The sequence below is a fragment of the Pseudonocardia sp. Ae331_Ps2 genome (assembly GCF_001932405.1).
Lineage (GTDB): Bacteria > Actinomycetota > Actinomycetes > Mycobacteriales > Pseudonocardiaceae > Pseudonocardia.
This window is the reverse complement of record NZ_MCIM01000001.1, coordinates 3,313,629-3,335,160: the sequence shown is the minus strand read 5'-3', so window position 1 is coordinate 3,335,160 and position 21,532 is coordinate 3,313,629. Positions and strand designations below refer to the sequence as shown.

Sequence of the window (21,532 nt, the reverse complement as noted above, 5' to 3'; positions counted from 1 at the left end):
TTCGGCCGCGGCGGCGCCCTCACATCCTCCTGGTACGGCGACTGCCTACCCTCACGCGACTTCCCCACCTACATCGACCTCTACCTCCAAGGCCGCTTCCCCCTCGACAAGTTCGTCACCGAAACCATCAGCATCGACGACATCGAAACCGCCTTCGACAAAATGCACGCCGGTGACGTCCTCCGCTCGGTCGTGATCCTCTGATGGCCCCCATCGATCACGTCGTCACCTCCGGGACGTTCAACCTCGACGGCGGATCCTTCGACGTCGACAACAACGTCTGGATCATCGGCGACGACCACGAAGTGTTCGTCATCGACGCCGCCCACGACGCCGACGCCATCACCCACGCCGTCGGCGACCGCACCGTGAAGGCCATCGTGTGCACCCACGCCCACGACGACCACATCAACCAAGCACCCACCCTCGCCGACCGCTTCGACGCACCGATCCTGCTCAACCCCGCCGAACACGTCCTGTGGGACATGACCTGGCCCGACCGCACACCCGACCAGGAACTGTCCGACGGGCAGACCCTGACCGCGGGCGGGATCGACCTGCGGGTGCTGCAGACCCCCGGCCACTCACCGGGCTCGTCCTGCCTCTACGCACCCGAACTCGGCATCGTGTTCACCGGCGACACCCTGTTCCAGGGCGGACCCGGCGCCACCGGACGCTCCTACTCCAACTTCGACACCATCATCGAGTCCATCCGCACCACCCTGCTCACCCTCCCCGCCGACACCCGCGTCCGCACCGGACACGGAGACCCCACCACCATCGGCGACGAAGCACCCCACCTCGACGAATGGATCCGCAACCGATCCTGACCCGACACCCCCACCTGCGGCCCGGCCCCTCACACCCAGGGGCCGGGCCGCAGCGGTTCCTACACCGAGATGCAGCTCAGCGGGCTCGGACGAGCCACGACTCCCCCTGAGCTGCATCTCGGCGACCGACCACCGGCATGGGAGCAGGCCCGACGGGGACCCGCCGGGCGAAGCGGCCGGCCGGGTACTCCACGAACATCGGCTGGTCGCCCACGAACTGCGACGATCGCGCCGGCTGCGCCGCGCACAGCGGTACGGCCGCCGGGCCGCCCACAGCGCCGAAACGGGTCGTGACAGCGGCCGGGTACCCGGGCAACGGGAAGCACCACGCATGAGCTGAGCACGCCGTACGGCGCGACCGGACGGACCCGCCCCAGCGCACCCGAGCACCGCAGCCGAGGACCGCGGCCGGGGTTCACGGCCGGGGTTCACGGCCGGGGTTCACGGCCGGACGTGCCGCCGGAGGGCGCGCGCACGCGGCCGGAGAGCGGGGACAGGCCGGCACAGCCGGGGCGGGCGCGCGGACGGCCCGGGCCTGCACGTCGCAGGGAGCACCTGCGCCGAGATGCAGCTCAGCGGGCTCGCGTGAGCCACGGACCCCGCTGAGCTGCATCTCGGCGACCGGTCGAGCAGACAGCGCGGAACGAGGACAGCGCGGGGCGGCGGGCAGCGCGTAACGGGGGGCGGCGCCGAACGAGGGTCGGCGGAACGAGGGGCGGCCGAGGGCGAGGGGCGGGGGCCGTGACGGGGCACGGCCCCCGGCGGTTCAGCCCCGGAAGCGGAACGGGGCGAGCTTCTCGGCCAGCTCGACCGGGTCGCCGTCCTCGCCCGGGGCGTGGTGGAAGCCCTCGGCCTCGGCGAGACCGATCAGCCGGCGCTCGTCGAACAGGCCGCAGACGTAGCGGACGGTGTCCTCGCCGATGTCGGTGACCGCGACGCGGAGCTGGTAGATGCCCGGGTAGTGGACCTCCTCGAGGTACTGCACCGACAGCGACGACGGGGACAGCCCGTCGAGCGGGCCGCCCGCCGGGTACCCGAGCACGTCGGAGTGCAGCTCGGCGAGGCCGTCGAGGTACCAGGCCGCCAGCGCGACGTTGTTGACGTGGCGGTTGGTGTCCAGGTCGGTGAAGCGGGTCCGCACGTCCCAGCGGAACGGGTAGTTCTCACGGACCGCGCGGGCCTCACCGCGGTCGGGACGGCTCGGGGCCGGGGCGTCGATGCGCAGCGTCGTCAGGGCGCCGCGGACCTCGTCGGTCAGCGGGGCCGGGGCGGTGCCGTCGGTGTGCACCGAGGTGGACTCACCGGTGGCGACGCACTCGTCGCCGGCGAAGACCGCGTAGCGGTAGGAGAACGACGTGGTGCCGATGTGGCTGACGCCGACGCCGATCCGGTAGGAGCCGGCGACCCGCAGCGGGGCCAGCACGTCCACTCGGATGGCGGCGAGCAGCAGTCGTACGCGGGACTGCAGGCGGGCGACGAGGTCGGCGCCGAAGGTGTCGCGCTCGACGGCGACGCGGGCGTCCTCGAACCAGCGCACCAGGGCGTCGCGGCCGATCCGGCGGCTCGGGTCGAGGTCGGCGTACCGGGCCTCGTGCTCGATCAGCACCGGGAACATCCCGGGCTCGGGCACGGTCGGCGTGGTGATGGTTGCTGTCACCCCTCCATCGTGACGCTGTGTCGCCGCTCACCGGCAACCGGCCGTCGGATATCACACCTGGTGAGCTGTCCGGATACACCGGGTGCGCGGTCCCGGGTGCCGGGCGGCCCGGTCACGGCCGGGCCTGTCGGAGGTGCTCGGTAACCTGCCGAACGTGCCTCCCCCCTCGACGGCCCCCGTGCGTACCCAGGACCTGCCCGGTGTGCACGAGCTGCTCGAGGTGGCCGTCACCTCGGTCGGCGGTGCGCGCCGCGAGGGTCAGGACCGGATGGCCGACGCGGTGCGCCGCTCGCTGTCGTCCGGGGAGCACCTGGCCGTGCAGGCGGGCACCGGCACCGGGAAGTCGCTGGCCTACCTCTTGCCCGCCATCCGGCACGCGATCGCCCGTGACACCACGGTCGTGGTCTCGACGGCGACGATCGCGCTCCAACGCCAGCTCGTGGACCGGGACCTGCCGCGCGTCGCGAAGAGCCTGAAGCAGGTGCTGGGTCGCGAGCCCACGTTCGCCATCCTCAAGGGGCGGCGCAACTACCTGTGCATGAACAAGCTGCACGGGGACATGGGAGACACCGCCGACGAGGCGGACCAGCTGTTCGACGCGTTCGCCATCTCGGCGCTCGGGCGGCAGGTGAAGCGGCTGCACGAGTGGTCCTCGGACACCGAGACCGGGGACCGCGACGAGCTGGTCCCCGGCGTCCCGGACTCCGCGTGGCGGCAGGTGTCGGTGACGGCGCGGGAGTGCCTGGGCGCGAGCCGCTGCCCGGTCGGTGAGGACTGCTTCGCGGAGAAGGCGAAGGCCGAGGCGGGTCGGGCGGACATCGTCGTCACCAACCACGCGCTGCTCGCGATCGACGCGATGGGCGAGGCGCAGGTGCTGCCCGAGCACGACGTCGTGATCGTCGACGAGGCGCACGAGCTGGTGGACCGGGTGACCGGCGCGGCGACCGCCGAGCTCACCGCGGGCACGGTCGCGACCGCGGCCCGGCGCTGCGGCAAGCTCGTCGACCAGGACACCGCGGACCGGCTCGCGGAGGCCGGTGAGGGCCTGGCGGCGGTGCTGGAGGACATGCCCCCCGGGCGCTGGGAGTCGCTGTCCACCGCCGCCGCGGGCGCGCTGAACGCCATCCTGTCGGCCGGGGCGGGCTGCCGGCAGGCGATGGGCGCGAACAAGCGCAGTGACGACTCCGACCCGGAGGGCGCGGCCGCCCGCAAGCTCGCCCAGGCCGTGCTCGACGAGGTCGTCGACACCGCCGCGCGGCTGCTCGAGACGTTCAAGGAGACCGACGCGGCCAAGCGCCGTGACGTCGTCTGGCTGGGCGAACAGGGGCCGGACGGGTCCCGGCACAAGGTGCTGCGGGTCGCACCGCTGTCGGTGGGCGGGCTGCTGCGCGAGCGGCTGTTCAACACCCGTACCACCGTGTTGACCTCCGCGACGCTGGCCCTGGGCGGGTCGTTCGACGCGCTGGCCCGGCAGTGGGGCCTGCCCGCCGCGCAGCCCAAGGAGGCCGGCTCCACCCCGCCGTCGAGCGTCGACGAGGGGCACGGCCCCGTCCAGGACCCGGAGGCGCCGCGCTGGCAGGGCCTCGACGTCGGTTCGCCGTTCGCGCACGCCAAGTCCGGGATCCTCTACCTGGCGCGCCGGCTGCCCAACCCGGGCCGCGACGGGCTGGCGCCGGAGACCCTCGAGGAGATCGAGGGACTCGTGCGCGCCGCCGGGGGCCGCACGCTGGGTCTGTTCTCCTCCATCCGCGCGGCGAAGCAGGCCACCGAGGCCCTGCGCGGAAAGCTCGACACGCCCCTGCTGTGCCAGGGCGACGACTCCACGATGCTGCTGGTCAAACGGTTCGCCGAAGACCCGGAGACCTCGCTGTTCGGCACGCTGTCGCTGTGGCAGGGCGTCGACGTGCCCGGCCCGTCGCTGTCCTGCGTGATCATCGACCGCATCCCGTTCCCCCGCCCGGACGACCCGCTGGTCGCGGCCCGGCAGAAGGCCACCGACGCCCGGGGCGGCAACGGCTTCCTGTCGGTGTCGGCGACGCACGCGGCGCTGCTGCTCGCCCAGGGCGCCGGGCGGCTGCTGCGCGCCACCGACGACCGCGGCGTCGTCGCCATCCTGGACCCGCGGATCGCGACCGCGCGCTACGGCGGGTTCCTGCGGGCGAGCCTGCCCCCGTTCTGGGAGACCAGCGACCGCGAGAAGGTGCACGGCGCGCTGCGCCGGCTGCGCGGGTCCTCGTGACCGGCTCCATACGGCGGACGACCCTCCTCCCGAGATAGATTGCGCACAACCAATGAAATCGGAGGAGTACCCATGGCGAACTACACGACCGAGGCCACCTCGACCGGCGGCGGCCGCGACGGCCACATCCGCAGCGAGGACGGCTTCATCGACCAGGACCTGAAGATGCCGCCGGAGCTGGGCGGCCCCGGCGGCGCCACCAACCCCGAGCAGCTCTTCGCCGCCGCCTACGCGGCCTGCTTCCACGGCGCGCTGCGGCTGGCGGCCCGGAAGGCGAAGGTCGCCGTCCCGGACGACGCACAGGTCACCGCGACCATCCAGCTGCAGCCCGACGACGTGAGCTTCCACGTCGCCGCCGACATCACCGCCCACCTTCCGGGCCTGGAGCAGTCGGCCGCCGACGAGCTGGTCGAGGCGGCGCACCAGGTGTGCCCCTACTCGAAGGCGACCCGCGGCAACGTCGAGGTCACCCTCACCGCCACGGTCTGATCAGGGACCGTCCGGCGCCGGGATCTCGAAGGCGTTGAGCAGCGCCGACACCGACAGGTACATGCCGGTCAGGTGGACGGTGTCGAGCACCCCGTCGCGGCCGATCGCGGCCTCGGCCGCGGCGTAGGTGTCGTCGGTGACCCGGTGGGTGCGGACCAGCTCGTCGACGAACCGGTGCACGACGAGCTCGTCGCCGGTCAGCACCTGGGCCGCGGTTCCGTCGAGCAGGGCCTGCACCGCGTTCTCGTCCAGCCCCACCGAGCGGGCGACGGCGGTGTGCGCGTACAGCTCGTAGGCGGCGCCCCAGGCCGCGCCGACGGTCAGGATGACGACCTCGCGCACGGTCGCCGGCAGGGACGACTCCTGCTGGTCGGTCGCGACCCACCGGTTGAACGCCGTGCCCGGGCGCGGGCGCAGCACGAACGCGTTGAACGGGCCGATGAGGCCGCCCTCGTCGTCGGTCGCGGCGAAGCCGGACTCCTCGGCCCAGCGGGCCGTGCCGGAGCGGATCCGGTCGACGGCGGCGCGCTGCTCGTCGTCGAGGTCGAGGGTCTCGTTGCGGGGCAGCCGGCCGCCCCAGTCCCGGGCGCCGGCAGGCGGGTGTGTGGTCACACCCGGTGGATCACCGCCGTGGTCCGGCCGCAAACGCGGCGTGAGCCACTGCCAGGCAGGTCATGGTGCCCGGGTCGACCTCGGTGAAACCCGCGTCGCGCACCCCGACGACGCCGTCGGTGCCGTCGTCGGCGGGCGGGGCCAGGCGCGCCCAGGTGGCCGGGTCCGCGGTGCGCACCGCGCACACCGGTGCCGCGCCGACCGGCCACCCGGCGGCCGCACCGAGCAGCATGGTGGCGTGCCCGACCTGCGCGGCGGCCTTGCCAACGGTCATCTCGGCGTGCGGTGACAGCAACACCAGCGGGGCGTCCGGGTCGGGTGGGCCGGGCTCGTCGGCGGGCAGCTCTGTACCGCCGATCTGCAGCCGTGCGACGACCTTCGGCACGTCGTCGACCGGGCCGGGCAGCAGGGCGCGGACCTCGGCGTCACCGACCCGCACCGTCACGCCGGGGAGCTCCGCCACGGCGCGCCAGTGCGCGCCACGGGCCCGCCGCGCGATCTTGCGGATGCGTCCGTCCACCCACGGGGCGACGGCATCGTGCCAGTCGCCACCGGGCTGGGCCCGCGGGTCGGTGCAGACGGCGAGCGCCGCGGTGGCCGCCGCCTCCAGCAGCGCGGTGCGCACGGGCAGCGGGTCGCGCTCGATGCGCAGCACGACCGGCATCGCCCGCACGACGCCGTCGGCCTCCGGCGCGATGTCCCGGCCGCGGGCCCCGGCTCCGTAACGGCCCGCGAGCAGCGCCAGCACCGGTGCGGGAGCGGTCACGCCAGCGGGACCCGGCGCAGCACGCCCTCGGCGGCGTCAGCGGCCTCGACCTCGGTACGGGTGATGCCCAGGACGAACAGCACGACGTCGAGGTAGGGCACCGACACCGAGGTGTCGGCGACCTCGCGCAGCGCCGGCTTGGCGTTGAACGCGACGCCGAGCCCGGCGGTGGAGAGCATGTCGATGTCGTTCGCGCCGTCGCCGACCGCGACCGACTGCTCCAGCGGGATGTCGTGGGCCGCGGCGAACCGGCGCAGCGCGACGGCCTTCCCGGCCCGGTCGACGACCTCGCCGACCACCCGTCCGGTCAGCTTCCCCCCGGAGATCTCCAGCTCGTTCGCGGCGACGAAGTCGAGCTTGAGCTCGCGCGCGAGCCCGGCGATGACCTGCGTGAACCCACCCGATACGACGCCGCAGCGATAGCCGAGCCGGCGCAGCGTGCGGATCGTGGTGCGGGCACCGGGCGTCAGCTCGATCTCGGCGGCCACCTCGTCGACGACGGAAGCGGGCAGCCCCTCCAGGGCTGCGACGCGCCGGGTCAGCGATTCGGTGAAGTCGAGGCGGCCGGCCATGGCCTCCTCGGTGACCCGGCGGACCTCGGCCTCGACGTCGGCCCCGGCACGGGCGGCGAGCATCTCGATGACCTCGCCCTGGATCAGGGTGGAGTCCACGTCGAACACGATGAGCCGCTTGCTGCGCCGGGACAGCCCGGCCCGGGACACCGCGACGTCGACGCCCGCCTGCCGCGCCACCCGGACCAGCCGCTTGCGCAGCGTGCCGGGCGGGTAGGCGTCGGCGTCACCCTGGGGGACCGGGGAGACGAGCAGCTCCAGCCCGGTCACCGGGTAGTCGGCGACCCGGCGGATGGAGTCGATGTTGGCGCCGACCGCCGCAAGCTCCGCGGCGATCGCGCCGAACGCGCGGGCCGTGATCGGCCGGCCCAGCACCGTGACGACGTGCGTCGACGGCGTCCGGGTGGCCCGGCGGCCGTCGCGCTGGATCTCGATGTGCACGCTCATGGCGATGGAGTCCATCGCCGCGCCGACCGTGTCCTGCAGATCCTCCGGGTCCCCCTCGGGCACGACCAGCGCGCCCAGGGTGAGCCGGCCGTTGACCACGACCTGTTCCAGGTCGAGCAGCTCGACACCGGCCGCGGTCAGCGCGGTGAACAGCACGGAGCTGACACCAGGACGGTCCGGCCCGGTCACCGTGACGAGCACGGTGGGCCGGGCCGGACCGGGAAGTACTGGGGTCACTACTTCGACTTGGGGTCGCTGTCCGGCATGGACTCCTTGCCGACCTCCTGCGCGAGCACCTCGCTCGGGTGCGCCCGATTGCCGACGTGCGCCTCGGCGCGCGCCTTCTCGACCAGGTGCGGGTAGTGCAGGTCGAACGCCGGGCGCTCGGAGCGGATCCGGGGCAGCTCGGTGAAGTTGTGCCGCGGCGGCGGCGACGAGGTCGCCCACTCCAGCGAGTTGCCGAAGCCCCACGGGTCGTCGACGGTGCAGACCCGGCCGAACCGGTAGCTCTTGAAGACGTTGTAGAAGAACGGCAGCGTCGAGGCACCGAGGATGAACGCACCGATCGAGGAGATCGTGTTCAGCGTCGTGAAGCCGTCAGAGGGCAGGTAGTCCGCGTAGCGACGCGGGTAGCCCTCGTTGCCCAGCCAGTGCTGCACCAGGAACGTCAGGTGGAACCCGACGAAGGTCAGCCAGAAGTGGATCTTGCCGAGCTTCTCGTCGAGGAACCGGCCGGTCATCTTCGGGAACCAGAAGTAGATCCCGCCGAAGGTCGCGAACACGATCGTGCCGTAGAGCACGTAGTGGAAGTGCGCGACCACGAAGTAGGTGTCCGACACGTGGAAGTCCACCGGCGGCATCGCGAGCAGGATGCCGGTCAGGCCGCCGAAGAGGAACGTGACGAGGAAGCCGACCGAGAACAGCATCGGCGTCTCGTAGGTGATCTTGCCCTTCCACAGGGTGCCGATCCAGTTGACGAACTTGACGCCCGTCGGGATGGCGATGAGGAACGTGGTGAAGGCGAAGAACGAGAGCATGATCGCGCCGGTGGCGTACATGTGGTGCGCCCACACCGCGACCGACAGCGCCGCGATGGCGATGGTCGCGAAGACCAGGCCCTTGTAACCGAAGATCGGCTTGCGGGCGAACACCGGGAAGATCTCGGACACGATGCCGAAGAACGGCAACGCGACGATGTAGACCTCCGGATGGCCGAAGAACCAGAACAGGTGCTGCCAGAGCACCACACCGCCGTTGGCGGGGTTGAAGATCTGGGCGCCGAGGTGGCGGTCCGCGGCCAGCGCGAGCAGCGCGGCGGTCAGGATCGGGAACGCGATCAGCACCAGCAGCGCGGTGATGAAGATGTTCCAGGTGAAGATCGGCATCCGGAACATCGTCATGCCCGGCGCACGCATGCAGACGATGGTCGTCACGAAGTTGACGCCACCGAGGATCGTGCCCAGACCGGAGACGACCAGACCCATGATCCAGAGGTCACCGCCCGGCCCCGGCGACCGCACCGCGTCCGACAGCGGGGTGTAGGCGAACCAGCCGAAGTCCGCCGCGCCGCCCGGGGTCAGGAAGCCGGAGACGACGATGATGCCGCCGAACAGGTACAGCCAGTAGGAGAACGAGTTGAGCCGCGGGAACGCGACGTCGGGGGCACCGATCTGCAGCGGCACGATGTAGTTCGCGAAACCGAAGACGATCGGCGTCGCGAACAGCAGCAGCATGATCGTGCCGTGCATGGTGAACAGCTGGTTGTACTGCTCGGTCGACAGGAACTGCAGCTCCGGCCGTGCGAGCTCGGCGCGGATCAGCAGCGCCATGACACCGCCGACGGCGAAGAAGCCGAACGACGTCGTCAGATAGAGGATCGCGATGTCCTTCGGGTCCGTCGTCCTCAACATCTTGAGGAACGTGGATCCCTTGCCCTCACGCCGCGCCGGATACGGGCGCGTCGAGATCGGCTTGGGCTCGACGGCTGTCACCTGGGCCTCCATGCACTTGCCTGACCTGAGCACGTCCTCGCGGACGGGCAGACTCTACTTCCCGACCGGCGAGCGGCGCCCGTCCGGTCCGGGAGATCCACTTCGTGGGTCCCGGCTCGTCGCACGGCGCGCGCCGATTGTGCTCTACGGAGAGTAGAACCGACAGTCCCCGACCGCGCACTCAGGGCGCCCTTCGCCGGACCGGCAGGTGGGCGAGGGCCCGCGACGGTGGCGGCGTGGCGCGCCCGGCACTGCCCGGAACCGGCGCGGGGCGTCACCGCAGCGGCTCGAAGACCTCGGTCCAGAGCTCCGGCGCGCTGGCCGGGTTGGGCTGGGCGTCGACGATGTAGAACTCGGTGCCCAGCCCCATCGCGAACACCGGGTCCGGCATCGCCAGCAGGAAGTGGTCGGGCCCCATCTGGCTGGCGTGTGCGCGCATCGAGGCGCGCTTGGCCTCGGCGTACTCGACGGCCTCGACCCGGTGGGTGATCTCGGACTCGGGCTTGCCGAACGACGGGTCGTCGGGGATGTCGAGGGAGAAGTCGGCGCCGCCGTCGGCGCGCAGTCCCTTCATCCCGCGCAGCAGCCAGTCCCGGTTGGTGGTGTTCTGCGCGACGACCGGCACCCCGGCGAGCTCGCCCGCGCGGGCACCCACCCGGTGCACCTGGATGTGGTCGGGGTGGCCGTAGCCGCCGTTGTCGTCGTAGGTGGTGAGGACGTCGGCCTCCTCCTCCTCGAGGATCAGCGCGAGCCGCTTGGCCGCGTGCTCCACCGAGGCCTGCCAGAAGCAGTAGGGGGCGTCGTTGGACGGCTCGCCCATCATCCCGGAGTCGACGTAGCCGAGGAACTCCACGCGGGCCACACCCAGCACGCGGGCCGACTCGTGGCACTCCGCGGAGCGGCGCACCGGCAGCTGCTCCCCCTCGGCCAGGACGCCGGGCACCGGCTCCCCCAGCTCGCCACGGGTGGCGAAGACGAGGACGACGCGGTGGCCGAGCGCGGCGGCCTTGGCGAGCGTGCCCGCGGTGCCGATCGACTCGTCGTCGGGATGGGCATGGAAGCTGACGAGGGTCCCCACGCCGGTGAGCCTAGGAGCCGGCCCCGCCCGCCCCGCACCGGGCCGTCGTCGATCTACAGACCGTTGACGCGCCGTCGGATGTGTGTAGCATCACAGCTCCCCGAACCGGCACAGGAGCCACCCACCATGGCCGATGTCGTCAGCGTCGACAACGTCGATTCCCGCCGCACCACCGTGCCCGTCCCCCGCAGCGCACAGGAGGCGCCGGTCTTCAACGCCGCCGCGCACCTGACCGCGGCCAGGGTCGAGGCCGGGGACGGCGCCCGCACCGCCGTCCGGTACCCCGGCGGCTCGCTCAGCTACGCCGCCCTGACCGACCGGGTCCGGCTCGTCGCCGGGGCCCTGCGCCGGGCCGGCGTACGGCCCGAGCAGCGGGTGCTGCTCGTGATGCCCGACGACGTCGAGCTGTTCACCGCGATCCTCGCGACCCTGTGGGCCGGCGCGGTCGCCGTGCCCTGCTCGACGATGCTGACCGGGCGCGAGCTGGCCGTGCTCGTCCGGGACTCGCGGGCGACCACGGTGATCGGCGGCGAGGCCTTCGCCGCGCACCTCACCGAGGCCGTCGCGCAGGCGCCCGACCTGGAGCGCGTGGTGCTCACCGGGGCGGACCCGCTGGTCACCGGAGTCACCTCGCTCACCTGGGACGCACTGCTCGAGGGCGCCGACCCGCTGCCCGAGCCGCACCCGACCTGGCCGGAGTCCCAGGCGCTGTGGCTCTACACCTCGGGCACGACCGGCAAGCCCAAGGGCGCCATGCACCGGCACGACGACATCCGGTTCGTCGCCGACACCTACGGCCGACAGGTCCTCGGCATCCGCCGCGACGACGTCTGCCTCTCGGTCGCGAAGCTGTTCTTCGCCTACGGCATCGGCAACTCGATGTTCTTCCCGCTGTCGGTCGGCGCCTGCACGGTCCTCGAACCGTCCCGGCCGGACCCGGAGCACTACTCCCGCCTCGTCGAGCAGCACGGCGCGACGCTGTTCTTCGCCGTCCCCAGCTTCTGGGGCCCGATGATCGCCGCCGAGCTGCCGCGCGAGCGGTTCGCCACCGTGCGCCGCGGCGCCTCGGCGGGCGAGGCGCTGCCCGCGCGGATGTTCCACGGTGTGCTCGACCGCTACGGCTTCGAGGTCCTCGACGGCATCGGCTCCACCGAGGCACTGCACATCTTCATCTCCAACCGGCCGGGCGAGGTCGTCCCGGGCAGCTCCGGCTTCCCGGTCCCCGGCTACGAGGTGGAGCTGCGACGGCCGGACGGCAGCGTCATCGACGGCCCCGGCGAGCAGGGCATGCTCTACGTCGCGGGCGACTCGGTGTGCACCGGCTACTGGTGTCGCACCGAGGTCAACCGCGCGGTGTTCCAGGGCCGCTGGATGCGTACCGGCGACCAGTACGTCCGCGGCGAGGACGGGTCGTGGACCTGCCTGGGCCGGGCCGACGACGTCCTGAAGGTCGGGGGCATCTGGGTCTCCCCCGGCGAGGTCGAGACCCGCCTGCTGGAGCACCCGGGGCTCGTGGAGGCGGTCGTCGTCGGGATCCCGGACGACGACGGACTGGACAAGCCGGTCGCGTTCGTGGTGCCCCGCGACCCGGTGGCGGCGCCGTCGGAGAGCGAGCTGGTCGCGTTCTGCCGCGAGGGGCTGGCCGCGTTCAAGCGGCCGCGCGCCGTGGTCACCGTCGACGAGCTGCCCAAGACCCCCACCGGGAAGATCCAGCGCTACCGGCTGCGCGCGCACGCCGCCGCCCTGCCGGGGGCCACCGGCCACCCCGGCACCCCGGAGACCGTGGTCTGAGGCCCCCGGGGTGTCTCGATGTAGGACGTTCGCTCGACCCGGAGTGACCCGGCGGGGTTCACTCACCGGATGCACCGACGGCGAGGAGGCGGCGTGGACACGTGGGACTGGATCCCGGAGACCCCCGCGACCTGGGACGACCGCAAGCGCCGGGTGCTCGACGGGCTCGACCCCGCGCTGTTCGGCCTCGGCCGGCCCGGGGACGGCGACCCGCTCGGCGACGAGTGGTGGCGCGTCGAGGACGCCGACGGCGCGACCGTCGCCTACGGCAGGCTCGACGGCAGCTGGGGCGACGCCGAGATCCTGGTCCTGGTCGCCCCCGCGGCCCGGCACACCGGCGTCGGCTCGTTCGTGCTGGAGCGTCTGGAGGCCGAGGCGGGCCGGCGGCGGCTGAACTACCTCTACAACGTCGTGCCGCACGGCCACCCCGACCCCGAGCCGGTGACCGGCTGGCTCACCGCACGGGGCTTCGTCCGCAACGACACGGGTGAGCTGCGCAAGCAGGTCCCGTCCGCGGCGGTGCGCAACCGGGGCTGAGACCCGGACCCCGGGGGTGACTGGGACCCCGGTGGCGACTCAGGCCCCGGCGGTCCGCAGCGCGGTCTCCAGGATCCGCCGGGCCGCGCCGCAGGGATCCGTCGGGGCCGACGCGACCACCGACAGCGCCCCCGACCCGGCGTCGACGACGGCCATGCAGGTGCCCTCGGTCTCCGACACCGCGGCGCGGCGCCCGTCGAGGGCCTCCTCGGTGAGGGTGCTGCCCTGGGCCCGCAGCTGGGCGAGACCGGCGTCGTAGGCGCCGGGCTGCGCGGCGACGATCAGCGTGGTCGGGATCGAGTACGAGAACCCGGTCGTGCCCCCGCCGGTGCCGGCGGTGTCCCAGCGGCAGCTGGGCGCGGGCTGCCCGGTGGCCTTCCCCGGCCCGGTGAGGCCGAGGCCGGACAGCTCGCCGTCGGGGACGAGGGAGCAGGGCGGCACCGAGAGGTTCGCCGCAGCGGGGGCGTCTGCCGTCGGGGCGACGGCGGATCCGCCGCCAGCGCCGGCGCAGCCGGCGAGCAGGGGCAGGGCCACGGTCAGGGTGGCGAGCGCGAGGCCCGCGAGCCGGGTGCGGTGCATCGTGTGGATCACGGCCCGGATCATGCCCGGCCGGGGTCGCGGGCACGGCCGATCCGGGAAGTCCACGGGGGTGAGATCAGTCGTCGTCGGCCAGCAGCCGCAGCGGCTCCGGGGTCGCGAACACCGCCTCGCTCGGGACGGCGGCATGCAGCAGGTCCAGGGCCGCGGAGCCGCCGCGCCAGTCCCACGCCCGCACGACGATCATCTCGCCGTCGGAACCGTGGACGACGACCATGCGGTCGTCGTCGCCCGCCGGGCCGGGCTCGGTCCCCATCCCGACCACCTCGCCGTACGGGATGGTCGTCACCGGCTGTCCCGGTACGTGCAGCGACAGCGCGGAGCGGCCGATCGTCAGCTGCGAGCCCCGTGGCATCCACGACCTGAAGCGGGACCGTCTGAACAGCCGCCCGGTGGCGGGCCAGCGGTGCGCCGCCCGCCGTTCCGGCAGTGACCCGGGCTGCGCCCCTTCCGGAACGCCGAGCGTCATCGACGCCCGCAGCGTCCCGGCGGCGGCCCGTACGTCCTCACGGGTGAGCCCGGCGAGCGTCGACTCCACCCGGTCCCAGCTGCGGACGGTGCCGGCCAGCAGCGCCGCGGCCTCGTCGTAGGCGCGCAACCAGGCGATGTCGCGGTCGTCGGCGATGTCGGACCGGCACCGCTGCCGGTCGCGCTCGAGCTCCGCGGGGGTCGGGCCGGTGACGCACAGCTCGTCGAGGACGGACAGGAAGGTGTCGCGCAGCACCGGCACGTGCTCCGCGCGCCCGGTGAGCCCCAGCCCGAGGCCGATGGCGACGCCGCCGGGCAGCTGTTCGAGCGCGACGTCGATGCCGTAGACGAGTCCGGCCTCGTGCCGCAGCCGTCGGGTGAGCCGGTCGTCGAGGACCGACAGCGCGGTCGCGGTCTCCGCGGTGTCCGGTCCGTGCATCGTCGCGAGGACACCGTCGATCGGCAGCTCGGTCCAGCTCGGCGTGATCCCGGGCAGCGGCCGCGGGAGCGCTCGACGAGGTGCCGGGCCGTCCTGCAACGGCAGCCCGAGTCCGGGCGGCGGCGGGCCGGTGAGCACCAACGCCGCGTTGGACCGGTGCAGCCACCGCGCCATCCAGTCCCGCACGTCCTGCGACGTGACGAGGTGCACCCCGAGCTGTCGGCAGAACGCCAGGCCGGGTCCGAGGTTGCCGTAGCGCTGCGCCAGCGGCAGCGACGCCAGCGGCGAGGTCGGGTGGGCCAGCTCCTCCGCGACGAGCACGCTGCGCTCGCGGTCGATCTCGGTGAGATCCGGCCATCGGATCGCCCCGCACAGCCGGGTGAGGTGGTCGACCACCACCTGCGGCTCCCCGGTCACCTCGAACCCGGTGAGCAGGAGGGAGACGGCGGCGTTCGCCGTGTGGTCCAGCTCCCCGAGCCGACGCATGACCAGGTGCTCGACGAGGTGGGTGATGCCGGTCGTCCGGAACGTCTCGTCGGCCCGCCCGACACCGAACACGAGCTCGGCGTGCAGCGGCCCCGGCAGGTCGACCCAGAACACCGGAATCCCATCGACCGTGGTGCGGCGCACGGGGTGGGCAGCCGTAGCCGTCATACCCGGTGACGCTAGCGCGGATCCCGTCCGCGACCTCGGGATTCACCGGAACCGGTGGCTCATGTGGACGGACGGGCACCGAAGCCGGCGGATCCGCAGGCACCGACTCAGTCGGACACGATGACGCGCAACGGCTCCGGCGTCGTGTACACGGCCTCCGGCGGCAGCGCCGCGCGGAGCAGCTCCAGTGCCTCGTGACCGCCGCGCCAGTCCTTCGCACGGACGATGAGAGCCGTACCGTCGACGCCGTGGATGACGAGGATCGGGTCCCGGTCGCCGCCCGGCCCGTCCTCGCTCCCCACACCGACCACGTCGGCGAACGCGACGGTTTCCGGGCACTCCTGCGGGATCTGCAGGGTGACGGAGGACCTGCCGATCATCAGCTGCGACCCCCGGGGCAGGTAGGCGCCGAACAGGGCCCGCCGGAAGACCCGGCCCCCTGCCGGCCACGGATGCGGCGCGTGCCGCCGGGGCAGCGACGCCACTCCCCCGTCCAGGGGCACCCCGAGGGTCATCGACGCACGCAGGGCCACGATCGCGGCACGGACGTCCTCGGCGGCGACGCCGGCCAGGGTGCGTTCGATGCGCGGCCAGCCCGCCGCCGTCCCGACCAGCAGGGTCCTGGCCTCCTCGTAGGCGCGCCACTGCAGCGTGTCGTGCTCGTCGTCGACCTCGGCGAGGCACCGACGGCGGTTGCGCTCCAGCTCCGCGTCGGTCGGCCCGGACGCGCAGAGCTCGTCGATGACGGCGAGGAAGGTGTCGCGCAGCGCCGGGGCGTGCTCGGGGCGGCCGCCGATGCCCAGCCCGATCCCGATCGCGGCCAGGTCTCCGGGCAGCCGCTCGACCTCGGTGTCGACGTCGTAGACGAGGCCGGCGTCGTGGCGCAGCGCCCGGGTGAGGCGGTCACGGAGAATCGCCAGCGCGGCGGTGGTCTCCGCGGTGTCCGGACCGATCATCGCGACGATCAACCCGTCGATCACCTGCTCGATCCACGCCGGTGTCGGATGCGGCAGCGGCGGGGGCATGGAGTGCTGCGGCGCCGGCCCGTCGGGCAGCGGAAGGGTCAGCCCGGGCGGCGGCGGCCCGGTGAGCACCAGCGCCGCGTTGTCGCGGTGCAGCCATCGCTGCGCCCAGTCCCGCACGGCGTCGGGCGACACCAGGTACACGCCGAGCTGGCGTTGGAACGCCAGGCCCGGCCCCCGGCAGCCGTAGCGCAGGGACAGCGGCCAGGCGGGCACCGACGACGCCGGATGGGTCTCCTCCTCGGCGAGCAGCACCCGTCGTTCGGCCTCGATCGGGTCCAGGTCCAGCCGGGCGATCGCCCCGCACAGGCGACGCAGGTGGTCGACGACGACCGCGGGCGGCCCGCTCACCTCGAACCCGGTCGTCAGCAGCGAGACCCCGGCGTTCGCGTCGTGGTCGAGATCGCCGAGCGAGCGCATGACCAGGTGCTCGACGAGGTGGGTGATGCCGGTCGTCCGGAACGTCTCGTCGGCACGGCCAACCCCGAACAGGAGCTCCGCGTGGAGCGGCCCCGCCGTATCGACCCAGAGCACCGGGACCCCGTCGACCGTGGTGCGCCGCACCGGGCCGGCTGCCGTGACCGTCATGCCCGTGGACGCTAGCGGAGATCCACCCCGTGACCTCGGAGCTCACCGGAACGGTGGCTCATGTGGACGGACTGACACCGGCACCGTCCGTGACCCCAAACACTCCACACTCTTCCGTCGCAGCGTCGCTTGGTTGTAGTCTTTACAGCGTCGCAGCGACGCGAGGAGGAGTGGACTCCATGAGCAGTGACGACCCGGCCGCCGGCACGGACGTCCCCCGGGTGGACTTCGACCGCGACCCGTCGGGCTACCGGCACTGGCAGCTCGCGATCGACCCGGACGACCCCAGGGTCGCGTACGTGCGGCTCGACGTCGACGAGGCGGGCGGCCTCGTCCCCGGCTACGAGCTCAAGATGAACTCCTACGACCTCGGCGTCGACATCGAGCTCCACGACATCACCCAGCGCCTGCGCTTCACCCATCCGCAGGTCAGGGCCGTCGTGCTGACCAGCGCGAAGGACCGCAACTTCTGCGCGGGCGCGAACATCCGGATGCTCGCCGGGTCCTCGCACCCGTGGAAGGTGAACTTCTGCAAGTTCACCAACGAGACCCGCAACGGCATCGAGGACGCGACCGCGCACTCCGGCCAGACCTGGATCGCCGCCGTCAACGGCACTGCCGCCGGCGGCGGCTACGAGATGGCGCTGGCCTGCGAGCGGATCCTGCTGATCGACGACAACTCCTCCACCGTCTCCCTGCCCGAGGTCCCGCTGCTGGGCGTGCTGCCCGGCACCGGCGGCCTCACCCGTGTCACCGACAAGCGCCGCGTCCGCAAGGACCGCGCCGACGTGTTCGCGACGAAGCCCGAGGGCTTCGGCGGGAAGCAGGCCGTCGAGTGGAAGCTCGTCGACGAGGTGATCCCGAAGCGCCGCTGGGACTCCACGGTGGCCGAGCGGGCGGTCGAGGCCGCGGCGGCGTCGACCCGGCTGCCCGCGGGCGAGGGGATCGAGCTGCCCCCGCTGGAGCGCACCGAGACCGCCGACGGCATCACCTACCCGCACGTGCGGGCGGAGTTCGACCGCGACCGCGGCCTCGTGGAGATCACCGTCGACGGTCCCGCGGGCGGTGTCCCGGAGAGCATCGAGCGCGTCCACGCCCTCGGCGCGGACTTCTGGCCGCTGGCCGTGACCCGCCAGCTCGACGACCTGGTCCTGCGGCTGCGCAGCAACGAACCGGAGCTGGGCACCTGGGTGATCCGCACCCGGGGCGACGTCGAGGACGCGCTGGCGTTCGAGCGCGTCATCGAGCAGCACTCCGGCGACGACTGGCTGGTCAACGAGATCCGGCACTACTTCAAGCGCACCCTCAAGCGCCTGGACGTGACCAGCCGCAGCCTGATCGCGCTGATCGAGCCGGGCTCCTGCTTCGCCGGGGCGCTGCTGGAGCTGGCTCTGGCCTGCGACCGCCAGTACATGCTCGACGGCACGCTCGACGAGGACGGCGACGAGCAGGGCGACGAGGCCCAGATCATGCTCACGGCGTCGAACTTCGGCACGTTCCCGATGCCCAACGGGCCGTCCCGGCTGGCGAGCCGCTTCCACGGCGACGACGACCACGTCGCCGTGCTGCGCAAGGAGGTGGGGCGCCGCCTCACCGCGGGCGAGGCGCTGGAGCTGGGCCTGGTCACCGACGCCCCGGACGACATCGACTGGGACGACGAGGTCCGCATCATGCTCGAGGAGCGGGCCTCGCTGTCGCCGGACGCGCTGACCGGGATGGAGGCCAACCACCGGTTCGTCGGGCCGGAGACGATGGAGAGCCGCATCTTCGGCCGGCTCACCGCCTGGCAGAACTGGATCTTCGTGCGGCCGAACGCCTCCGGGCCGGAGGGCGCGCTGCGCAAGTACGGCACGGGCCGCAGGGCCGACTTCGACCGCAAGCGGGTGTGAGCCATGAGCATCGACTACTCCGAGAAGATCCCCAACAACGTCGACCTCGCCGGGGACCGCAAGCTGCAGCGCGCACTGGAGTCGTGGCAGCCCAACTTCCTCACCTGGTGGAAGACGATGGGCCCGGCCGTACCGACCCAGGACGTCTACCTGCGCACCGCCGTCGACGTCGGGAAGGAGGGCTGGGCGCAGTTCGGGCACGTCGCGATGGAGGAGTACCGCTGGGGCGTGTTCCTGGCCGAGCGCAGCGACGACCGCCGGATCGCGTTCGGTGAGAACCGCGGCGAGCCGGTCTGGCAGCAGGTCCCCGGCGAGTACCGCGCCGACCTGCAGCGCCTGATCGTCATCCAGGGCGACACCGAGCCGGCCTCGGTCGAGCAGCAGCGCCGCCTCGGTGAGACCGCCCCCAGCCTCTACGACCTGCGCAACCTGTTCCAGGTCAACGTCGAGGAGGGCCGCCACCTCTGGGCCATGGTGTACCTGCTGCACGCCTACTTCGGCCGCAACGGCCGCGAGGAGGCCGAGGCGCTGCTGCAGCGCAACTCCGGTGACCTCGACAGCCCCCGCATCCTCGGCGCGTTCAACGAGGAGACCCCGGACTGGCTGTCGTTCTTCATGTTCACCTACTTCACCGACCGGGACGGCAAGTACCAGCTCGGCACGCTGAAGGAGTCCGCCTTCGACCCGCTCTCGCGCACCTGCGAGTTCATGTTGAAGGAGGAGGCCCACCACATGTTCGTGGGCACCACCGGCATCGACCGGGTGATCCAGCGGACCTGCGAGCTGATGCGCGAGCACGACACCGCCGACATCGCCCCGCACGGCGGCATCCCGCTGGACGTGATCCAGAAGTACATCAACTTCCACTACTCGGTCAGCCTCGACCTGTTCGGCTCCGAGCAGTCGACCAACGCCGCGAACTACTTCACCGCCGGGCTCAAGGGCCGCTGGCAGGAGGAGCGGCGCCGCGACGACCACGTGCTGACCGAGGACGGCTACGGCATGGAGCAGGTCCGCGACGGCCGCGTCGTCACCGACGAGGTCCCGGCCCTGCTGGCGCTCAACCTGGACCTGCGCAACGAGTACGTGAAGGACTGCGGCTCCGGGCTGAAGCGCTGGAACCGCATCCTGGAGAAGAACGGGTTCGACGACCGCGTCTACCTCCCGCACGTCGGGTTCAACCGGCAGGTGGGGCTGTTCTCCGGGCACGAGCTGACCCCGAAGGGCGACCTGATCTCGTCCGAGGTGTGGGCGTCCCGCCGGGACGACTGGCTGCCGTCGGAGGCGGACCGGACGTTCGTGCAGAACCTGATGCGCCCGGTCTACGAGCCCGGGAAGATCGCCGGCTGGATCGCGCCGCCGTCGAACGGGATCAACGGCAAGCCCGTCGAGTACGAGTACGTCCACCTCGCCTGACCCGGGGGGCTCCCGGACCGCCCGTCAGCCGAAGTTCTCCACGTGCACGCGACGCTCCGGCACCCCGGCGGCGAGGACGGTGCGCCGGACCATCGCGGTCCACCGGCCGGGCCCGCACACGTACACCTCGCGCACCGCGATGTCCGGGATCCGGGCCCGCAGCGCGGCGAGGTCGTCGGCCCGGCCCGCGTCGGCGCCGAACCACGACCCCGACCGCCGGCGTGGCCCGGGCGAGGTCACGACGTGCAGCTTCCGCTCCCGGGCGAGGCGGGTGAACTCCCGGGCGAACAACGGCTCGCGGGTGAAGCGGTGCACCACCACGACGTCGGCGGACTCGTTGAGGAACTTCTCCGCCAGCGCCCGCAACGGGGTCATCCCGACACCGGCACCGATCAGGGCGACCCGCGGGCTGGTCCGCGTGCGCGGGGTGAGCCTGCCGTAGGGGCCCTCGATGTAGACCCGGGTGCCCTGCCGCAGGTTCGGGACGGCGGCGCTCCCGTCGCCGAGCTGCTTGACGGTGATCCGCAGCGAGCGGGCCGTGGGCGGCGCCGACAGCGAGTACGGGTTGCCCGCGGGCCAGCCGCGCCCGGACCGGAACCGCCAGACGAAGAACTGCCCGGCCGAGGCGCCGAGCTCGCGCAGCCGTTCGCCGGTCATGTGCACCGACACGCTGCCGTCGCCCTCGGGCAGCACCGCGGCGACGGTGATCCGGTGCCGGCGCGACCGCACCACCGGGACCGCGACCCGCCAGACCGCGACGGCGAGCACCGCGGCGATCCACAGGCCCCACCAGAACACCGTCCGCGACGGCGAGGTGGTGAACTCCCGCCCCGCCCACAGCTGGTGCGGCAGCGCGAGGAACACCCCGGCGTAGCCCCACAGGTGCAGCAGGTGCCACCACTCGTAGCGCAGGCGGGTGCGGATCCAGCGTGCGCTGGTCACGACGACCAGCACCACCAGGACGGTCCCGAGCGAGGCGACCGCCATCCCGGGCCAGGTCCAGGTCAGCTCCCAGAAGCCGGCGGGGACACGACCGGCGCCGGCGGGGCCGTGCGCCCAGCTCGCGCATCCGACGTGCGCCAGCACCCCGGCGAACGAGGCGATGCCGGTCCCGCGGTGCAGCGCGATGAGGTGCCGCTGGCCGAACGCGTGCTCCAGCAGCGGGATCCGGGCGGCGAGCAGCACCTGCCCGAGCAGCAGCAGCGACGCCAGCAGCCCACAGAGCCGTCCGGTCTCGGCGACCGCGCTGGTGCCGCCCTCCAGCAGCCCGGTGGGGCCACCGCCGTCGACCCACCAGGCGATGACGAGCAGCACCGCCAGGGCGGCGAGCACCCCCGTCGCACGGCGGACCCGGCGGTCGGCGCGCGCGACGTCGCGTGCGGGGACCGGTGGGTCCGGTTTGAAGCGGCCACCGGGCACCCGGACGGTGGGGGCGAAGAGGGATGACACA

General features: G+C 72.8%; 17 protein-coding genes and 1 pseudogene. 8 read left to right on the top strand and 10 right to left on the bottom strand.

Annotated features, from left to right (window positions below; all coding sequences use genetic code 11):
- Together Ae331Ps2_RS32585 and Ae331Ps2_RS16065 are read left to right on the top strand one after the other, a co-directional pair.
- Positions 1-204: pseudogene (locus Ae331Ps2_RS32585) on the top strand (S-(hydroxymethyl)mycothiol dehydrogenase); the annotation flags it as partial.
- Positions 204-830, top strand: a complete 627-nt coding sequence (locus tag Ae331Ps2_RS16065) for an MBL fold metallo-hydrolase (RefSeq protein ID WP_075307949.1) — start codon at positions 204-206, stop codon at positions 828-830. The pseudogene Ae331Ps2_RS32585 and the gene Ae331Ps2_RS16065, both read left to right, overlap by 1 nt.
- 766 nt (positions 831-1,596) lie before the next feature.
- On the opposite strand, the gene Ae331Ps2_RS16060 is transcribed toward Ae331Ps2_RS16065, so the two are convergent.
- Positions 1,597-2,487, bottom strand: coding sequence for a thioesterase family protein (locus Ae331Ps2_RS16060; protein ID WP_020625605.1), 891 nt, complete (start codon positions 2,485-2,487; stop codon positions 1,597-1,599).
- A gap of 268 nt (positions 2,488-2,755) precedes the next feature.
- Between Ae331Ps2_RS16060 and Ae331Ps2_RS16055 the strand changes: the two genes are divergently transcribed.
- Both Ae331Ps2_RS16055 and Ae331Ps2_RS16050 read left to right on the top strand, forming a co-directional pair.
- Complete coding sequence (locus tag Ae331Ps2_RS16055; protein WP_249265384.1) at positions 2,756-4,726, top strand: ATP-dependent DNA helicase; 1,971 nt, start codon at positions 2,756-2,758, stop codon at positions 4,724-4,726.
- 72 nt (positions 4,727-4,798) lie between these two features.
- A complete protein-coding gene (locus Ae331Ps2_RS16050) occupies positions 4,799-5,215 on the top strand; it encodes an organic hydroperoxide resistance protein (RefSeq protein ID WP_075307953.1) in 417 nt (138 codons plus the stop codon).
- Here the strand turns inward: Ae331Ps2_RS16050 and Ae331Ps2_RS16045 are convergent, their stop codons facing one another.
- The 5 genes from Ae331Ps2_RS16045 to Ae331Ps2_RS16025 all read right to left on the bottom strand — a co-directional run bounded on the left by Ae331Ps2_RS16045 (position 5,216) and on the right by Ae331Ps2_RS16025 (position 10,681).
- Complete coding sequence (locus Ae331Ps2_RS16045; RefSeq protein WP_075307955.1) at positions 5,216-5,827, bottom strand: carboxymuconolactone decarboxylase family protein; 612 nt, start codon at positions 5,825-5,827, stop codon at positions 5,216-5,218. It lies immediately after the preceding gene.
- A 10-nt stretch (positions 5,828-5,837) separates the two neighbouring features.
- Positions 5,838-6,593, bottom strand: coding sequence for a peptidyl-tRNA hydrolase (locus Ae331Ps2_RS16040; RefSeq protein WP_075307957.1), 756 nt, complete (start codon positions 6,591-6,593; stop codon positions 5,838-5,840).
- Positions 6,590-7,801, bottom strand: coding sequence for a phosphoserine phosphatase SerB (gene serB, locus Ae331Ps2_RS16035; RefSeq protein ID WP_371336383.1), 1,212 nt, complete (start codon positions 7,799-7,801; stop codon positions 6,590-6,592). Before serB ends, Ae331Ps2_RS16040 begins: the two co-directional genes overlap by 4 nt.
- Before the next feature lie 47 nt (positions 7,802-7,848).
- Positions 7,849-9,603 carry a cytochrome c oxidase subunit I gene (gene ctaD / locus Ae331Ps2_RS16030; RefSeq protein ID WP_043280148.1) on the bottom strand — a complete coding sequence of 585 codons (1,755 nt, stop codon included), beginning with the start codon at positions 9,601-9,603 and terminating at the stop codon, positions 7,849-7,851.
- Positions 9,604-9,877: 274 nt separating this feature from the next.
- Positions 9,878-10,681: a PIG-L family deacetylase gene (locus Ae331Ps2_RS16025; RefSeq protein WP_075307961.1), complete on the bottom strand. Its 804-nt coding sequence runs from the start codon at positions 10,679-10,681 to the stop codon at positions 9,878-9,880.
- 126 nt (positions 10,682-10,807) lie between these two features.
- Here Ae331Ps2_RS16025 and Ae331Ps2_RS16020 point away from each other — a divergent pair, with 126 nt between their 5' ends.
- Both Ae331Ps2_RS16020 and Ae331Ps2_RS16015 read left to right on the top strand, forming a co-directional pair.
- Positions 10,808-12,472, top strand: coding sequence for a benzoate-CoA ligase family protein (locus Ae331Ps2_RS16020; protein ID WP_083695623.1), 1,665 nt, complete (start codon positions 10,808-10,810; stop codon positions 12,470-12,472).
- Positions 12,473-12,565: 93 nt separating this feature from the next.
- Entirely contained in the window at positions 12,566-13,009 is a 444-nt protein-coding gene (locus Ae331Ps2_RS16015; protein ID WP_020625596.1) for a hypothetical protein, read from the top strand.
- Positions 13,010-13,048: 39 nt separating this feature from the next.
- Here the strand turns inward: Ae331Ps2_RS16015 and Ae331Ps2_RS16010 are convergent, their stop codons facing one another.
- The 3 genes from Ae331Ps2_RS16010 to Ae331Ps2_RS16000 all read right to left on the bottom strand — a co-directional run bounded on the left by Ae331Ps2_RS16010 (position 13,049) and on the right by Ae331Ps2_RS16000 (position 16,777).
- Positions 13,049-13,600: a DUF3558 family protein gene (locus Ae331Ps2_RS16010; protein WP_158071456.1), complete on the bottom strand. Its 552-nt coding sequence runs from the start codon at positions 13,598-13,600 to the stop codon at positions 13,049-13,051.
- A gap of 64 nt (positions 13,601-13,664) precedes the next feature.
- Positions 13,665-15,167, bottom strand: coding sequence for an insulinase family protein (locus tag Ae331Ps2_RS16005; RefSeq protein WP_139318795.1), 1,503 nt, complete (start codon positions 15,165-15,167; stop codon positions 13,665-13,667).
- A gap of 107 nt (positions 15,168-15,274) precedes the next feature.
- Positions 15,275-16,777 (bottom strand): insulinase family protein, encoded by a 1,503-nt coding sequence (locus tag Ae331Ps2_RS16000; protein ID WP_075307967.1) that lies wholly within the window; start codon positions 16,775-16,777, stop codon positions 15,275-15,277.
- 179 nt (positions 16,778-16,956) lie between these two features.
- Between Ae331Ps2_RS16000 and boxC the strand changes: the two genes are divergently transcribed.
- Both boxC and boxB read left to right on the top strand, forming a co-directional pair.
- A complete protein-coding gene (gene boxC, locus Ae331Ps2_RS15995; protein WP_075312272.1) occupies positions 16,957-18,666 on the top strand; it encodes a 2,3-epoxybenzoyl-CoA dihydrolase in 1,710 nt (569 codons plus the stop codon).
- A 3-nt stretch (positions 18,667-18,669) separates the two neighbouring features.
- Positions 18,670-20,082, top strand: a complete 1,413-nt coding sequence (gene boxB / locus Ae331Ps2_RS15990) for a benzoyl-CoA 2,3-epoxidase subunit BoxB (RefSeq protein ID WP_075307969.1) — start codon at positions 18,670-18,672, stop codon at positions 20,080-20,082.
- A gap of 24 nt (positions 20,083-20,106) precedes the next feature.
- On the opposite strand, the gene Ae331Ps2_RS15985 is transcribed toward boxB, so the two are convergent.
- The gene (locus Ae331Ps2_RS15985) at positions 20,107-21,531 is read right to left on the bottom strand and encodes a ferric reductase-like transmembrane domain-containing protein (RefSeq protein ID WP_198932131.1); all 1,425 of its coding nucleotides are present in this window, start codon (positions 21,529-21,531) and stop codon (positions 20,107-20,109) included.
- Position 21,532 lies beyond the last annotated feature (1 nt).

What these genes read in the sequence shown, in the direction of transcription:
- Ae331Ps2_RS16065 (WP_075307949.1), top strand. Translation starts at nt 204, where the DNA reads ATGGCCCCCATCGATCACGTCGTCACCTCCGGGACGTTCAACCTCGAC.
- Ae331Ps2_RS16020 (WP_083695623.1), top strand. Translation starts at nt 10,808, where the DNA reads ATGGCCGATGTCGTCAGCGTCGACAACGTCGATTCCCGCCGCACCACC.
- boxB (WP_075307969.1), top strand. Translation starts at nt 18,670, where the DNA reads ATGAGCATCGACTACTCCGAGAAGATCCCCAACAACGTCGACCTCGCC.
- Ae331Ps2_RS16050 (WP_075307953.1), top strand. Translation starts at nt 4,799, where the DNA reads ATGGCGAACTACACGACCGAGGCCACCTCGACCGGCGGCGGCCGCGAC.
- Ae331Ps2_RS16000 (WP_075307967.1), bottom strand. Translation starts at nt 16,777, where the DNA reads ATGACGGTCACGGCAGCCGGCCCGGTGCGGCGCACCACGGTCGACGGG.
- Ae331Ps2_RS16005 (WP_139318795.1), bottom strand. Translation starts at nt 15,167, where the DNA reads ATGACGGCTACGGCTGCCCACCCCGTGCGCCGCACCACGGTCGATGGG.
- Ae331Ps2_RS16055 (WP_249265384.1), top strand. Translation starts at nt 2,756, where the DNA reads ATGGCCGACGCGGTGCGCCGCTCGCTGTCGTCCGGGGAGCACCTGGCC.
- boxC (WP_075312272.1), top strand. Translation starts at nt 16,957, where the DNA reads ATGAGCAGTGACGACCCGGCCGCCGGCACGGACGTCCCCCGGGTGGAC.